Origin of the sequence: Bradyrhizobium sp. I1.14.4, assembly GCF_050435825.1 — a bacterium.
GTDB lineage: Bacteria > Pseudomonadota > Alphaproteobacteria > Rhizobiales > Xanthobacteraceae > Bradyrhizobium.
Map to the genome: position 1 here is coordinate 239,553 of NZ_JBNDLA010000009.1, position 14,526 is coordinate 254,078.

At 64.1% G+C, this 14,526-nt stretch carries 20 protein-coding genes and 1 pseudogene; 11 read left to right on the plus strand and 10 right to left on the minus strand.

Annotated elements, in window-relative coordinates; translation table 11 throughout:
* Positions 1 to 146: 146 nt before the first annotated feature.
* Positions 147 to 974, plus strand: coding sequence for a serine O-acetyltransferase (gene cysE / locus ABIB78_RS20590; RefSeq protein ID WP_429027897.1), 828 nt, complete (start codon positions 147 to 149; stop codon positions 972 to 974).
* Positions 975 to 1,175: 201 nt separating this feature from the next.
* On the plus strand, positions 1,176 to 1,394 hold the full coding sequence (locus ABIB78_RS20595; protein ID WP_163161378.1) for a DUF3126 family protein: 219 nt from the start codon (positions 1,176 to 1,178) through the stop codon (positions 1,392 to 1,394).
* Between the two features lie 180 nt (positions 1,395 to 1,574).
* On the opposite strand, the gene ABIB78_RS20600 is transcribed toward ABIB78_RS20595, so the two are convergent.
* Positions 1,575 to 2,285, minus strand: coding sequence for a hypothetical protein (locus tag ABIB78_RS20600; protein ID WP_429027899.1), 711 nt, complete (start codon positions 2,283 to 2,285; stop codon positions 1,575 to 1,577).
* 218 nt (positions 2,286 to 2,503) lie between these two features.
* On the opposite strand from ABIB78_RS20600, the gene ABIB78_RS20605 reads away from it, so the two are divergent.
* Both ABIB78_RS20605 and ABIB78_RS20610 read left to right on the plus strand, forming a co-directional pair.
* Positions 2,504 to 2,833 (plus strand): DUF6949 family protein, encoded by a 330-nt coding sequence (locus ABIB78_RS20605; protein WP_429027901.1) that lies wholly within the window; start codon positions 2,504 to 2,506, stop codon positions 2,831 to 2,833.
* 97 nt (positions 2,834 to 2,930) lie between these two features.
* Entirely contained in the window at positions 2,931 to 3,461 is a 531-nt protein-coding gene (locus ABIB78_RS20610) for a gamma carbonic anhydrase family protein (RefSeq protein ID WP_429027903.1), read from the plus strand.
* 4 nt (positions 3,462 to 3,465) lie between these two features.
* On the opposite strand, the gene ABIB78_RS20615 is transcribed toward ABIB78_RS20610, so the two are convergent.
* Complete coding sequence (locus ABIB78_RS20615; protein WP_429027906.1) at positions 3,466 to 3,720, minus strand: hypothetical protein; 255 nt, start codon at positions 3,718 to 3,720, stop codon at positions 3,466 to 3,468.
* Between the two features lie 71 nt (positions 3,721 to 3,791).
* Between ABIB78_RS20615 and ABIB78_RS20620 the strand changes: the two genes are divergently transcribed.
* From ABIB78_RS20620 to ABIB78_RS20630, 3 genes are all read left to right on the plus strand, one after another.
* A complete protein-coding gene (locus tag ABIB78_RS20620; protein WP_429027907.1) occupies positions 3,792 to 4,115 on the plus strand; it encodes a hypothetical protein in 324 nt (107 codons plus the stop codon).
* A gap of 156 nt (positions 4,116 to 4,271) precedes the next feature.
* Positions 4,272 to 4,781 (plus strand): hypothetical protein, encoded by a 510-nt coding sequence (locus ABIB78_RS20625; protein ID WP_429027909.1) that lies wholly within the window; start codon positions 4,272 to 4,274, stop codon positions 4,779 to 4,781.
* Positions 4,782 to 4,983: 202 nt separating this feature from the next.
* On the plus strand, positions 4,984 to 5,133 hold the full coding sequence (locus ABIB78_RS20630) for a hypothetical protein (protein ID WP_429027911.1): 150 nt from the start codon (positions 4,984 to 4,986) through the stop codon (positions 5,131 to 5,133).
* A gap of 431 nt (positions 5,134 to 5,564) precedes the next feature.
* Here ABIB78_RS20630 and ABIB78_RS20635 read toward each other — a convergent pair whose 3' ends face one another.
* The 3 genes from ABIB78_RS20635 to ABIB78_RS20645 all read right to left on the minus strand — a co-directional run bounded on the left by ABIB78_RS20635 (position 5,565) and on the right by ABIB78_RS20645 (position 7,409).
* Entirely contained in the window at positions 5,565 to 6,056 is a 492-nt protein-coding gene (locus ABIB78_RS20635) for a hypothetical protein (protein WP_429027913.1), read from the minus strand.
* A gap of 159 nt (positions 6,057 to 6,215) precedes the next feature.
* Complete coding sequence (fabA, locus tag ABIB78_RS20640) at positions 6,216 to 6,746, minus strand: bifunctional 3-hydroxydecanoyl-ACP dehydratase/trans-2-decenoyl-ACP isomerase (RefSeq protein WP_429027916.1); 531 nt, start codon at positions 6,744 to 6,746, stop codon at positions 6,216 to 6,218.
* Positions 6,747 to 6,779: 33 nt separating this feature from the next.
* Positions 6,780 to 7,409 (minus strand): TetR/AcrR family transcriptional regulator, encoded by a 630-nt coding sequence (locus tag ABIB78_RS20645; protein WP_429027918.1) that lies wholly within the window; start codon positions 7,407 to 7,409, stop codon positions 6,780 to 6,782.
* 97 nt (positions 7,410 to 7,506) lie between these two features.
* On the opposite strand from ABIB78_RS20645, the gene ABIB78_RS20650 reads away from it, so the two are divergent.
* Entirely contained in the window at positions 7,507 to 7,932 is a 426-nt protein-coding gene (locus ABIB78_RS20650) for a hypothetical protein (protein WP_429027920.1), read from the plus strand.
* Positions 7,933 to 8,162: 230 nt separating this feature from the next.
* Complete coding sequence (locus tag ABIB78_RS20655) at positions 8,163 to 8,549, plus strand: hypothetical protein (protein ID WP_429027922.1); 387 nt, start codon at positions 8,163 to 8,165, stop codon at positions 8,547 to 8,549.
* Between the two features lie 199 nt (positions 8,550 to 8,748).
* Here the strand turns inward: ABIB78_RS20655 and ABIB78_RS20660 are convergent, their stop codons facing one another.
* From ABIB78_RS20660 to ABIB78_RS20680, 5 genes are all read right to left on the minus strand, one after another.
* On the minus strand, positions 8,749 to 9,363 hold the full coding sequence (locus tag ABIB78_RS20660; RefSeq protein ID WP_429027988.1) for a transglutaminase-like cysteine peptidase: 615 nt from the start codon (positions 9,361 to 9,363) through the stop codon (positions 8,749 to 8,751).
* A gap of 332 nt (positions 9,364 to 9,695) precedes the next feature.
* Positions 9,696 to 10,313, minus strand: a complete 618-nt coding sequence (locus ABIB78_RS20665; protein ID WP_429027990.1) for a PilZ domain-containing protein — start codon at positions 10,311 to 10,313, stop codon at positions 9,696 to 9,698.
* 133 nt (positions 10,314 to 10,446) lie between these two features.
* Entirely contained in the window at positions 10,447 to 12,018 is a 1,572-nt protein-coding gene (locus ABIB78_RS20670; RefSeq protein WP_429027924.1) for an FAD-dependent monooxygenase, read from the minus strand.
* 288 nt (positions 12,019 to 12,306) lie between these two features.
* Positions 12,307 to 13,242, minus strand: a complete 936-nt coding sequence (locus ABIB78_RS20675; protein ID WP_429027925.1) for an acyl-CoA desaturase — start codon at positions 13,240 to 13,242, stop codon at positions 12,307 to 12,309.
* Between the two features lie 183 nt (positions 13,243 to 13,425).
* On the minus strand, positions 13,426 to 13,890 hold the full coding sequence (locus ABIB78_RS20680) for a hypothetical protein (protein WP_429027927.1): 465 nt from the start codon (positions 13,888 to 13,890) through the stop codon (positions 13,426 to 13,428).
* Between the two features lie 168 nt (positions 13,891 to 14,058).
* Between ABIB78_RS20680 and ABIB78_RS20685 the strand changes: the two are divergent.
* Both ABIB78_RS20685 and ABIB78_RS20690 read left to right on the plus strand, forming a co-directional pair.
* Positions 14,059 to 14,190, plus strand: a pseudogene (locus ABIB78_RS20685) (sorbitol dehydrogenase); the annotation flags it as partial.
* Between the two features lie 23 nt (positions 14,191 to 14,213).
* Positions 14,214 to 14,375: a hypothetical protein gene (locus ABIB78_RS20690; RefSeq protein WP_429027930.1), complete on the plus strand. Its 162-nt coding sequence runs from the start codon at positions 14,214 to 14,216 to the stop codon at positions 14,373 to 14,375.
* Positions 14,376 to 14,526 lie beyond the last annotated feature (151 nt).

A 14,526-nucleotide genomic window follows, 5' to 3' on the forward strand; every position in this document is an offset into this window, starting at 1 on the left:
GCTTGATTTCGGCAAAATCCCGACCAATTCCCCTAGACGCCGGCCCCGGGGTGTTCGGCTTAGGTTTACGTACTGAGCCTTCCCGGGACGCGCTGGGTCCATCGTGCTATAACGCACATCAGAACAACCGAATTGCGAGAGCAGCTATGGCAGTTCATCAGGTCAATCCGCACGGGGGCAAGCTGGCGGCGCTTGATCCGATCTGGGATCGGATCCGCGGCGAGGCGGAAGATATCCTGCGGCGCGAGCCGGAGCTCGCATCCTTCATCTATGCGACCGTGCTGCATCATGAGCGCCTGGAGGATTCGGTGGTCCATCGGATTGCCGACCGGCTCGATCACGCCGCGCTGTCCGGCGACCTGATCCGCCAGACCTATGGCGAGGCATTGCGCGACGCGCCCGATATCGGCAACGCCTTCCGCGCCGATCTCGTCGCCGTCTACGACCGCGACCCCGCGACCTCGCGCTTCATCGATCCCTTGCTCTACTTCAAGGGCTTTCACGCGCTGCAGACCCATCGTCTCGCGCACTGGCTGCATCAGAAGGGCCGCAAGGATTTCGCCTTCTATCTGCAGAGCCGCTCGTCGGCGGTGTTCCAGACCGACATCAACCCGGCCGCCAGGATCGGCCGCGGCATCTTCCTCGATCACGCCACCGGTTTCGTCTGCGGCGAGACCGCCGTCATCGACGACGACGTCTCGATCCTGCATGGCGTCACGCTCGGCGGCACCGGCAAGGAGAACGAGGATCGCCATCCGAAGATCCGCCACGGTGTGCTGATCGGCGCCGGCGCCAAGATCCTCGGCAATATCGAGATCGGTCATTGCGCGCGCATCGCGGCGGGCTCCGTCGTGGTCAAGCCCGTGCCGCACAACGTCACGGTTGCGGGCGTGCCGGCGAAAATCGTCGGCGAGGCCGGCTGTGCCGAGCCGTCGCGCACCATGGACCAGATGCTCAACGCGATCGGGCTTTGATTTCGCGGGCTTTGATTTCATTCGCTTTCTGATCGCGGCGCCTTTTTGAGCGAAGTGGACACCGGTTTGCGTCAAGAAAACGCGCCAAAACCAGAATCGTGTGCGCAACATCACGTCGCCAAAGCCTGAAAAGGCTCTGGCGATCTTTGCCGTCTCGTCCTAAAACTCCCCCGAAAATCATCGACCCGATTGGAGACGGCCGTGGACGTTCAGGAAGTCAGGAAGCTCGACGCGTATCTCAAACGCGTGTTCAGCAATCCCAAGATCCGCGTGGTGCCGCGGCCCAAGAAGGACGACTCGGCCGAGGTCTATATCGGCGAGGAGTTCATTGGCGTGCTGTTCGTCGACGACGAGGACGATGACCGCTCGTTCCAGTTCCAGATGGCTATCCTGGAAGAAGATCTGAGCGAGCAGGGCTGAGCGGGCTGGTCTCGGCGCGCCATTGCGAGGAGCCAACGGGTCGCGCGCATGCGCGCCCGATGACAGGCTCCATGACGAAGCAATCCATATTTCCGCATTAGCGGCTCGGTGGATTGCTTCGCGGAGCCTGTCATCCGGCGGCGCTTCGCGCCGACCGGGTGGCTCGCAATGACGAGCAAGCTACCCCTTCGCGCTGTGCATCTGTGCGGACAGGCGGCCCATCGCGCTGGCGACGTCGCGCCATAGCGCAAGCCAGCTGCGCGGAAAGCGGAAGGTCAGGTCGGCGCCCTCGATGCGCTGCTCACTCAGGCACATGCCGGGCGTTGACGTGTCGCGCGTGCAGCGCGCGATCAGCTGCGGCTCGGTCGCGGTGAACAGGTCCTCGCCGCCATAGGGCGTGCCGTCGCGGAACGCGCGCGCCGTCAAGCCGTCATCGGTGTTCGCGCGCTCGTCGAGATAGCGCGGATAGATCGTGCGCAGGCGCATGTCCGGCGCGAGTGAATCATGGTGCGCCGCGATCGACACGAAGATCCTGTCGATCGGCTGCACCTTGTCCTCGACCGTGTCGGCGCTGTAGTGCCTCGGCGCGGCAGGCGCCTCCAGCGACGGATAGAGGAAGCTCAAATCGACACGCTCCTGCGGCCCGGAATGGCGCTGGATCTTCATGCGCACGGCCATGGTCGGCACGTTGAACAGCGTGCCGCCGACGCTCACCGGGAGCCGCGACGGGTCGCTCGGCGGGACGGTCGTGTAGGTCGGCCACAACAGATAGGCGACGAGCGCAATCGCACCGGCCGCGATGATTGCCGAGGCGATGATCGGAACGAGATGCGCGCGCGGGTTGCGGCGGGTGTCGCGGGCGAGATGCTGGGCCGTCGAGAGAAGCGTCATGATTGAGGCTGAGAGCAGGTCGGGAGTGGCCGAATCACTTGCCGAATATGCCACGTGACGCGGAATTTCCGTACGATTCCAATGGAATCCCTGAGCGAATGGCCATGCGCAAATGCCGCGCCGGGCGCCGCCGGTTAACCTTTTCTTAAGGATGCTGTGGCGGCCGGCCGCCAATTCTGCGAAGCACGGCGAGTGCCCGTTGCGTAGCGGAAGTTCCGATGTCGCCCGATACCTTGAATTCCCTGTTCTCGCTCTTGATCGGCTTCGCGCTCGCCGGCGCGCTCGCCAGCGGCTATCAGGCGATGGCGGAGCGCCCGGCCGGGTTCGGACTGCTGCAGGAGGGCGTGGCGCCGAAGACCTTCGCCGCAGTCCCGTTCCTCGTCTTCGCCGCACCGTTCATCATCATGCGCAACACGCTGCGCGGCGCACGCATCGAGCGCCGCCGCTTCGAGTTCGTGATGATGGCAACCGTCATCTCCGGCTTCTGGAGTCTGATGTCCGGCACCTTCTTCATGATGACGCTGCGCGCTGCCGGCGTGGTCGGGTGATCCACGCCGGATCCTGATCCGTGTCCGGATCATGAGCGTGCTTGCTTGAAACCGCGTCGTCCGCTGTGCCAAGGTCACCTGATCCAAGGAGACCTTCATGGCGATCTACGAACTCGACGGGCAGGCGCCCGATCTTCCCGCTGACGGCAGCTACTTTATCGCCGACAATGCTGTTGTGATCGGCAAGGTCCGTCTCAAGTCCGCGGCCAGCGTCTGGTTCGGCGCCGTGCTGCGCGGCGACAATGAATGGATCGAGATCGGCGAGGGCTCCAACGTCCAGGACAATTCCACCTTGCATGTCGATCCCGGCTTTCCGCTCACCATCGGCAACAACGTCACCATCGGCCACAATGCGATCGTGCACGGCTGCACGCTGGAGGACGGCGTGCTGATCGGGATGGGATCGATCGTGATGAACGGCGCGCGCATCCGGCGCGGCAGTGTCGTCGGCGCCGGCTCCGTCATCACCGAGGGCAAGGAGTTTCCGGAAAATTCCCTGATCATCGGTGCGCCCGCGCGCGTGGTGCGCACGCTGGACGGCGCGCAGGCGGAGGCGTTGTCGCGGCCGGCGAAGTCCTACGCGATCAGGGGCCCGCAGTACAAAGCCGGACTGAAGAAGATCGGCTGAGCCCTCAGCGCTTCCGGCCCCGCTTGCGCGCGCCCCTCGGTGCCGCGGCGGCCGGTTTTGCCGCCTCCTGCAATTTTGCTGCTTCCTGCAGTCTTGCGCTCTTGCGCAGCGCATCCTTCAGGTCGATCGGAATACCGTGCTTCTTGAGCAGGTCGGCGAAGGCCTCGTCCGCGAGCTCCTGCAAGGTCGCCATCCGGTCGCGCCCAAGCTGCTTCAGCTTGTCGAAAGTATCGTCGTCGAACTCGATCAGCTTGCGCAAATTGCATTGCTCCAATGCCTGCGGGAACCGGCGTTTTGCGGACTCGTTGGTGTCCGCAAGGGAGAATTGCCATGCGCAAATTATCTGTCACCGCCGCATTCGCGACAATCGCGATTCTGCTGGCGCCCACGGTTACCGTCGCCCAAGGCACTGGGAGCGGCACCGGGAGCGGTACTGGGACCGGCAACCCCTCGTCAGCCAGCCCGACCTCGCCGCAAGTGACATCGCCGCCGCGCGGCACCAACAGTGCCGGCACCGCTCAATCGTCCGGCCGGCTCAACTCCGGCGAGGGCGTCACCACCGGCTCGGCGTCGAGCGAAAGCTTCGACAAGGCGATCGCCGACGAGAACAAGTCGGTCGACCATCGGCTAAAAGGCATCTGCCGCGGCTGTTAACTTTTGACGACTGCACGTTCGATGAACGTGGGTCGCGCAGAAGTGAGCGCGACATAGGCGCACGTCGGAAGCTGCGATCCTAGATTGAGTTAGCATGCGCGGGACGCGGCGGAGGAGGCTTGAAACGAAAAGCCTTGGAAAGAGGAGTAACGGGTGATGTTGCGTAAAACGATGATTGCCTTGCTGGCGACGGCCTCGGTCGGCCTGTTCACGGTCGACGCCGCGTCGGCACGCGGTGGCTTCGGCGGCGGTGGCGGCTTCCACGGTGGCGGCGGCGGCTTCCATGGTGGTGGCGGCTTCCGCGGCGGCGGATTTGGCGGCGGCGCTTTTCGGGCCATGGGCGGCGGCGGTGGCTTCCGGTCGGCCGCAATCGGTGGCGGCTGGGCTGGCCGCGGCTGGCATGGTGGAGGCTGGCACGGCGGCGGTGGCTATTATCGCCGCGGCTGGGGCTATCCGTTCGCTGCCGCAGCGGTCGGCTTCGGGCTGGGCTATGGCGCCTACGACTACTATGACGGCTACTACGGCAATCCTTATTACGCCGGTTATGGCTACGACGATGGCTACGGCTACGGTTATGGTTATAGCGACGGCGGCTGCTACGTCGTTCGGCGTCGGATGCTGACGCCGTATGGCTGGCAGGTCCGGCCCGTGCAGGTTTGCAATTGAGCCATCCGCTGACGCATGGCCGGTCCATTCGATCGCCATGCTGATGGTCTTGGAATGATTGGTGCGGCCTCGGTGTCTTGATGCCGGGGCCGTCGCGCATTGGTATGCAGCTTGCATCGCATCGCAGCAGTCTGTGCATGAGCGCGTCGCGAAAACAAATGGCCCGGCTGCGGTGGGGGCCGGGCCTCAGAGGATATCAGAGATGCTGACCATTCCTGATCTGACATTGCTGTTCATCGTGGTTGTTTCGAGCCTTGCCATTGCGTTGATCTACATGCTCCACGAGCTCGAGCCGAAGCTCGCACGGCTGCGGCTGAGAGGCGATCGCGTCTTGCGCGATCGCACCAAGTAGCCCGGCAATGCGGTTCGCTGCGGCGTTGGCCGCGGCGACGTTGCGCGCATGGATTCGCCAACCCGGAGCATGCCCTTAATTCCTCAGCCACGTCGTGTGGAGGGCGCTCTCGATGCCTGGAGCTTGCCGGGCAGTTCCGAGATGGGAGATTCGAGGGCCAAAAAAACAAGGCCGTCGACGTAGTATACCGTCAACGACCTTGCCAGCCCCGGATATTGAAATCGGCTCACGCCATCCGGTCATTGAAAGATGACTCGGATTCGAGGGCCGATATGTGAACCAGTTCACAAAGTCCGGATTAATTCACGCTAACGGGTACTCATGCGAGGCTGCCGCCGACAGCCCGGAGCCCGCAAAGTTCCACGTTAGGTCCTGATGTTGTTCGGGATTTGGCGCATTTTTATGGCGCGGGTCGCTGCGCACCGGGGCCGTCAACCGCGCGATCGGTGACGCTTCCGGTTGGCGCTGCGGGTCGCCTTCGAGCGCTTGCGCGGCGCGGGTTCGGCGGCCGGCTCGTTGGCCTGCGCGCTCGCCAGGGACTGGCGCAGACCTTCGACCTGCTCGGTCAGCGCGGCCACCTGGTCGGAGAGCTTCTTGGCGTCGGCCTGTTGCGCGGCGAACTGCTTGCGCATGGTTTGCAGCTGGTCCTGCACCTCCTGCAACTGGTCGATGGATTCCTGCTGGGTCGCCTCCATCCCCTTGGTCTTTTCCACCAGGGCCTCGGAGACCTGCGCGGTCCGCGCCTGCAATAGACGGGCGGCGACCATCCGGTCGGTCTCCGGCACGTTGCCGCTAAAGGCGCGCCACAGCGCAATCGAGCCGATCCCGAACAGCACGAGCACCAGTGCCACGGCGCCGATCGCGATCGGCTGCACGCCTGTCAGGCTACTGGCTTGCGAATTCCGGGGGGCAAGTTCGACCATGCGACCAGAACCGGACATCAATTGAAAGATTCCGAATAGCACAACCTCGGCGCGGGCAAAACCCGGGGATTCGAGCGGGCGGCACCGGGTCTGTAAAATTCGCCGCAAATTCCGAGGCTTCTGGCCCAAGGCCGGACCATCGGACGCGCCATTTGGGGCTCAACGCGCGGGCGCGATCAGCCCGACCCTCATATCCTTCGCCAGATAGACGCAGCTGCCGTCGGCGATCACCCGGCCGTCGGCGATGCCCAGCACCAGCCGGCCGCGTCTGACCTGGCGCATGTCGACCTCATAGCGCACGAGCCTGACGTCCGGCGTGATGTGTCCCCTGAACTTGACCTCGCCGACCCCGAGCGCCCGGCCTTTGCCCGGTGAGCCCGACCAGCCCAGCCAGAAGCCGATGATTTGCCACAGGGCGTCGAGCCCGAGGCAGCCGGGCATCACGGGGTCACCGGCGAAGTGACAGGCGAAGAACCAGTGGTCCGGCGCAATGTCGAGCTCGGCGGCGACATGGCCCTTGCCGAAGGCGCCGCCTTCGGTGCTGATTTCGGTGATGCGATCCATCATCAGCATCGGCGGCGCCGGCAGCTGCGCATTGCCGGGACCGAAATAGCCACCCGCGCTCGATTGCAGCAGATCCTGCCTGGTGTAGGACGGTTGCGGCGTGTGAAAATCGTGCGGGTTGAACAAGATGGCTACCAACCTTGGGGTTATAGTTGAACCTTAGCTGCGGCTGCGCCGCCTGGCTTTTGACTTCTCGGACCGGGCCTCGGCAGGCAGTCGCAACGCCGCGGCCATGAAGGCCCAGATGTCGTCGGTGAGGCCAGCTGGATCGGGCCGCCGTTCGCCCGTCAGCGCACCGATCAGTGCCTGGCGGATGCCGCCGATCATCAGCGCGATGGTGAGGTGAGGGTCGATGTTTGTGGCGACAATCCCGTCGCGCTGCGCCGCCTCGAGCATCCGGGCACCGGCCGCGAGTTGCCGGGTGGTGAAGGCGGTCTCGACATCCAGCACCTCGGGCGACCGGCTCAGCGGTCCGATCACGAGCGGAGCAAACGGATGCTCGTAGTGAAACGCGACGTAGGCGCCGATCCGCTGCTTCTCCCGGTCCGCCCAGCCTGCCGCCGGCAGTCTGGCCCCGCCGAAGGCTGCCTGATCGAGCCGCTCATAAAACTCCTCGACGACGGCGGCGATCAGGCCGGCTTTCGATCCGAAATGGTGATAGGCGAGCCCGACCGAGGCCTGCGCCCGCCGGGCGACGGCCTGCATCTCGAGATGCCCGAGCCCCTCGATCAGTTCGTCCCGGGCTGCGGCGAGCAGCCGTTCCCGCGTTCCAGGGTTGGCGACGGTCATCGTCCATCCGTTGGTTGAATTGAATTCAATTCAATAGCCCGGACGCTAGGATGTCAAGGTGGCGGCGTGGGCCGGGCGATGGGCGGAGAGGCGGGGGATGGCGTTTGCGATCAAGACCGAGATCTCCGATCCGCGGGCGAACGCGTTCGCCTTCAGGGCGCAGAAGACCCTGTATGGCGGCAAGCTGATCGCCGCCGGAAACGTCGTGTTCGTATTCGCGAGCGAAAACGAGGGCGGCAACGACCTGATCGCCCGCGCGACTGTTACCTCGGCCGAGGCGGTGCCCCGCAAGGTCGGCGTCGCCAGGCAAACGCCGCGCGTCAGCATCGAGGTCAGGCGCACCGCATTGGCGACGCGTCCGCTCGGGCGCGACCAGCTCAAGCGCGACCAGCTCAAGCGCTTCAAGGACTGGGACGACGGCCGGCCCGAGACCGAGCTCAACTTCAAGTTCTATCGCCAGGCCACCAACAAGATCGTCGGTATCACGGACGAGACGGCGGCCTTTCTCGAGCGCTTCTTCTGAGGTGCGATTGCCAGACAATGACGTCACGCGGATCCGGAGGGGGAATACCGGCAAGGGAGGGTCTCACAGAAGGGTCACTCGATGTATCCAATAGCGTGCGCGTCGTGAATCGGAACTCGGCAGTCCGCTTTCGACCTGCGGTTAACATGCTGGCCGCTTACTACTTTTTTTCATGAAGCTTTCGAAGTATGCCTTGCTAAGGTTTTCCATAAGAGAAACGGGGGGAATCGATGGTGGCGGGCAAGCCTCTACTGCCATTTTTGATTACGTACATGCTTGGTTGCATCTTCACGATCGGCCACTTCTACCGCGAGCGCAGTGGGAGTGTGGGCGTTCGGCAAATCGTATACGCCATCATCTGGCCGGTCTGGTGGCTGGTCGCGAACGGTTTGGGGCGGACGCTCGATGCCATCGACAATGCAGTGATGGCGACAGATGAAAGGAAGAGCATCTCGTTTGCGCTGGGACTTTTCGCCGCCGGTCACAGCCTGTCGAGCAGTTGGGGTGATTGCGGTGGCGCCGTCGCGTGCACCGGTGTGGTCATCAAGAGCGCCGCGATGTTCCTTCCGCCGCTGAACTTCGCCTATGTGACCTGGTTCGTCGCGCAATTCGCATAAGGACGGCGCCGCCGGCCTGCGGGCCTCACTTCATCGGGCATCTCGGGTTTTTTCATCGGGTTTTTTCATCGGGGTTTTTCATGCCCTCAAAAAGGTTGCGGCCAGCCTTTGGGGGAAGGCTGGCCGCGCGCGAACCGGTCTGGGACGGGGAGGGGTGGGGATGTGACCGGGTCGCGAACTCGAAAATCCTTGCTTCTGCTCAGCGCGAGCTTGCCGTTGAAACTGCGGGGCGGTTGTCGCCAAGCGAGACCCACACATTGGGATCGCCCTGCGATTGCCGCTTGACGAAGCGGTAGCCGGTCTCCGTCCAGGCGACGATGCTCTCGTTCTGGTTATCGAGCACGAACTCGCCCTTGTCGGTCTTCACCGTCAGCACCGCGTGGCCTTCACCCTTCTTGTCGCGGACCACCGTGATCAACAGCGCCTCGCGGGGCCAGCCGGCATCCATCAGCATCTTGCGCTTCAGGAGCACGTAGTCCTCGCAGTCGCCGTAACCGTCTGATGGCAGCGACCATTTCTCGATCACGCCCCAATGATCCATGTCGGTCATCGGCTTGATGGATTCGTTGACCCACTTGTTGACCCGCACGAGGTCGCGCCAGGCGGTCTGCGACAGCACGATGTCGCGTGGTTGCGTATGGCCGCCGCGGCACTCGGCGGGATTGTCGGCGCAGAATTCGACCCAGCCGATCGGCGAACGCGCGACGTCACCAAGGCTGGCGTAGACCACGTCGCCGGCCTTGGCCGACACGCACGTTGCAAACAGAATGGCGGCAACCGCCAAACCTTTCCCCTGTCCCCTGAACCCAAACATCATGGCCCCCGTTCTTCTTGTTGGGACCACGTTTCGCACAAAGTTTTTTCGCCGCCGCTAAGTGTGCAAAGTAGATTTGACGCGAATACTGGTAAAACCTGCGGCGAATTCGATCTGTACTTGAATCGAATTCGCGTAAAATTTGAAACATCTGCAATTGATTCAAATTTTATGCATTAACACGCCAGGCGCTGCGCCACTGCGGTTTGCTGCGCCAAACGCCGCGGCCGTTAACCGCGGATTTCACCGCGCCAAACGCGTCGAAGGCGGCCTCCTGTGTCTCGGAGGCCGCCTTCGCGGGCTGAAAGCGGGGTGTTGAGTGGCTTGTCGCTTTACCTCGCGGTAACGCTCTCTTCGAGCGTTTCCGCGGACTGCTCGTGGACGAACTCGAGCGCGAAGCCTTCTTCGAGATTTCGCACCACGCGGGCCTGCACCCTGCCAAGCATCACGAGCGATTTCAGCAGCGGGCGGTTCTCCGCGGCAATCGCAGCACCGGACAAGGAAAGGTCGATGATGCGGCAGGTCATCCGCGTGCCGTCTTCCTGGGTGAGCAGCGCGATCGGGTTGCGCGGCACGATACGATCGTGGCGGCGATCCTCGGGCAGATTGAGGATGTCGCGGTTGGCAAGCCAGGTGAGCTGGGCGGCAAGCTTGTCACGCTTGCGCGCGGTGGCGCCGATCGTCATCGCAAAGCCGTTGTCGATGATGCGGGTGATGCGCCCTTCGACCCGGCCGATATGGTCGAGATAGGCGATCACGCGGTCGCCGACATTGCCGATGCCCGGCGCCAGCAAAGCGAGGCCACCCGGGGACATGTTGATAATCTGGCAGGGAAACTCACGTCGGTCGGGCAGCATGTAGCGGCCGAGCAGGTGCACCTTGACGCGCTGGAAGCGCCGCCGCTCCTCGGCTACTGGGACGACGGTAGTTTTCTTCTGTGCAAACGACATCACACCAAACCCGGCCACCGTCCATCCGGAGCCCCGACGACCCTAAGGCTGACAGGGTTAACGGGGCGTTACGGTTGAGGCGGGGAACCCGTACACGGTGCAAGGGAGGCCAGCGGAGCTCCCGCGCGGCGTCTCAAGGGGTTTGGGCGGGTTCATGCGCCTCGTCGGGTTCGCCGAACCATCGCGCCGCAGCCCGAGCCGCTTCCTCAAGCTGAGGGGCAGTGTCAGCGGCCCAGGCGACGAAGCCGTCGGGGCGCACGAGCACGGCGTTCAAGCCCAACCGGTCCCTGGCGTCGCTTGCGACATAGCTGATCCGCCCACGCCAGCGATCGGCAAGCGCCCGCAGGGGAGAGCGCGGGTCAAAGTCCAGCAGCAGGCCGCGCCCGTCCCTGAGCAACTCGCCGAGCTTCGTCCCGCAGGCGAGTTCGAAGTCGGGCGCACTGCGGCCCACCAGCGGATGGCCGCCGCCAAGATCGTAGCGGAGCGAAACGCCCCACACCCGCTCGGCAAAGTAGGTCGAGCCATCGGGCGTCGCGATGAGATCGCGGATGATGGCTTCGACCGCGCGCGAGCTCCGGCTCGGCCGCATCAGCGCGACCTGGGCTCGTGACCAGTCCAAAACCTGCGCGCCCACCGGATGCCGCTCACGCGAATAGCTGTCGAGCAGATCCGCCGGCGCGTCGCCGCGGATCGTGGCAGCCAGCTTCCAGCCGAGGTTCATTGCATCGCCAAGTCCGAGGTTGAGCCCCTGTCCGCCCAGCGGAGAGTGGATGTGCGCGGCATCGCCGGCGAGTAGCACACGCCCCTTCCGGTAAGCCGTCGCCTGGCAGGCCCGATCCGTCCAGGTGGTAGCGAGTTGAAGGGCTGTCAACGTGACGTCGGTGCCGGAGACGTGGCGCAACACCGCTTGCATATGCTCGCGCGTGATCTCTCGGGTTCGGTGGAAAGCGCCGGCGTCGAACGCGACCATCGCGATCGTGCCGGGCCGCGCGTAGGTATACATGCCTGTCGGCGTGTAGTGGCGGCCCGCGCGGAGCTGGTCCGGATCGGCGATCTCGACTTCGACCGAATAGCCGGTGAACTCGGGATCGCTGCCGACGAACTCAAAGCCGCCTGCCTTGCGCACCATGCTGCGGCCGCCGTCGCAGCCGACCAGCCAGCGTGCGTGGCACGTCTCGCCACCGGCGCGAACGATGACGCCGTCATCCGACTGATCGAACGCCTCGACACCGAGGCCGCGCCTGATCTCGGCCCCCATCGCGATTGCGCGCGCGGCCAGCGCAGATTCGAGCGACGCTATGTCGACTGCCATGCTGGTGCCGGCCGGACTCGGCAGGCGAAACGGCCATTTCGACGTGTCGATATCGTCGTGGTAAAACTGGATGCCGGCGAAATGGCCGGCCGGGCGGCGCATCTGCGGCTGCAGATGCGCGGCATTCCACGCTTTGCGGCCCGGGTCATCTTGCGCGCGCTGCGGCGCCGCGATGTCGTCCAGCATCCCGCGACGGTGGAAGGCCTCGATGGTCGGCGCCGAAAGGCCGCGCATGCCGAACGGCAGCCGCTTCAACGGCGAATGCGGGTCGGCGGCCTGCTCCAGCACCAGCACCGAGCGTTTTGCGAGCCGCAGCTCGCAGGCAAGCAGCAGGCCGACGGGGCTGGCGCCGGCAATCACGACATCATGGGCAATGGGGTGGTGGCTGTGCATGAACTGCTCCTTGGTCGGTGTTCGACCGGAGCGGTTCGTCGGGTTGAGAACCACACGGACGAACACAATGGGCGCTTGGGCGGCGTCCGGTGTTCGTCGTGGGGATCTCATGCACGAGGCAGGAGATCAGAGCTTTCGTTTTCGAAAGGACTTCGTTTTCGAAAGGACTTCGTTTGCGAAAGGACTTGGGCTTACCAAACCAAGTCTGCCTTTTCCGACAGGGGCCATATAGCGGCAAGGCGACGGACCTGCAACAGGCGCGGCGGGTAAGGGAACTGCGCGCCGTCGCTACGTCCCGGCGACCGCATCCGCGTTATCAGGGCCATCGAGGCGGCGCGAGCCTGGGCGCGGTGCAAGGTTGTCCGGCGTCTTGATGTTGCTCGCGAGCCCGACGGCCTCGAACGTTCGGATCAGCCACCAGCCGAGGTCGACCTGGCCCGGCAACAGCCCAAGCTTCGCGGAGTTGGGGTAGGCATGGTGATTGTTGTGCCAGCTCTCGCCCATGCTGATCAGCCCGGCGACGGCGACATTGTAGCCCTGGGCTGCAACGCCGTCGATGATCCAAGTCTGTCCGCCCTTGCGATGCGAGTAGTGGCCGATCAGCCAGTGACCGGTGACGCAGACGGCGACCCGGACGCAGATGCCCCAGACCAGCCAGCTCCACGAGCCGATCGCAAGGAACAGGATCGCCCAGGGTAATTGCTGCCACATCCAGGTTCGCTCGACGAAAGCATAGAAGCGGTCATCGGCGAGCCGCGGTTCGAGCCGGAAGACCGGCGGGTGTCTCAGCACGAGCCTGCAGTGCAGTTGCCACCAGGCATCGCGCCAGAAGCCGGAACCGTGGCAGGAGTAGGCGTGGCACGCCGCCTGGCGTTGTGCCCAGTCGCGGAAATCGTGCAGCCGCACCATGCCGTAGGGGCCCGCCATCCCGACCAGGGTGCCGAGATAGACGCAGAGCCGCTCGAGCCACAGCGGGCAGTCGAAGCTCGCATGGATCAGGCGCCGGTGCATGCCGACCGAATGCCCGAAGCACAGCGTGATCGCGCTGGTCACGATGAACAGCGCGAACGCGCTCCACGAGAACAGCAGCGGCCCCAGCACGATCGCGACCGCAGTCATGCCGCCGAGCCACAACGACTTCGCCGGCGCCCATTGCACGCGCCCGTCCAGCGGGTCGGTGCGCTCGTCCGCGCAGATTCGATCGGACCCGGGCTGCAGCTTCATTCCGTTACCTGAGGTTGTGCCGCAGGTTGGGATGGAGCGGCCCTTGCTGTCAATCCGCTATGCGGTCCGTCATGTCGCAGCAGGCATAGGCATCTCCGGCGACTTCGACCATGCGACCGAGACTCGCGCTCTCTGGATCCGGGGCATGCGAAAGGGACGTGGTGAGGAAGCCGTGCCGCGGTGTTATCTGGCTTCGGCGTCCATGGCCGGTTCGACCGTCACCGCTTTCAGGACTTTTCGTTTCGCCGCGCGGATCTCGAGCTGCAGGGGCGGCTGAAAGGACCCGCTTGGCGGCTCGAACATAAAGGCATGGTGCCCGTCGCCCTTGTTGAGCTTGAGCAGATCCTTGCGGAACTGATCGGCGACGACCTCGGCAACGAGGTTGCCGTTGAAGTAGATGTCGATCGTGACCCGTTTGTCGGGGTGCTGGTCGTACAGGGCCCAGCCGGCGATCCTGTTCTCGCTGACAACGTCGACATGGCCCGTGATCTCGCCTGAGAGCCTTTCGATGCCGGCTTCGATCACCTCGAGGTCGCTCTTGTAGATCGATCTCGTCACATCGAAGCTGAAGTGCGCGGTATCGACACATTGCTCCAGCAGGCTCTGCCGGTGCTCTTTCATTCGTTGCAGCGTGCCGAGTTCGCCCAACTTGACATACATGTCAACGATACCTTCGATACCAGGATTCATGGTGTCGTTCCCTGCAATGTGACAAGCCTATTCGCTCTAGGCTGCCTTCATGACATTCCGATTGTCCTGACCTCATGTCGGCGCGGCCGAACCCGGCCCAACGACAGGGACAGGGAGGACGAACCGATGGAGCAGATCCGCGTCTGCACGCATGACGGACCTGGAGCCAAGCCCGTAATCCGGACCGTGCCATGGCCGGAAGTCGGCAAAAAGGCGGCCGTGATCAAGGTCGGCGCCTGCGGAACCGACCGGCATATCTGACTTGCACATCTGAAAGGACATTGGCCAACGACCTGCCGCTCGGCGTCGACATGCTCTACCGCACGCGCAACACGTATCCCTGGCTCGATTCATCGAGGACGGAGGCGCGCGCGGTCGCCGACGCAATGGCAATGAAGACGGTGAAGTCGACCATCGTGCCGTGGCCGGAGCTGGTCGGATGATATTGCTGTTCCTGTTGCAGTGCGTCCAAACAATGGCGGCCAGGGTGCTGCCCGCATGGCCCTGATATCGCTCGCCGGGACGGCGGCCCGGCGCTAACATTGCGGCATGCAATCGAACCGTGTGCCGCCGAGCGCAACGTTTGCGTGGGGA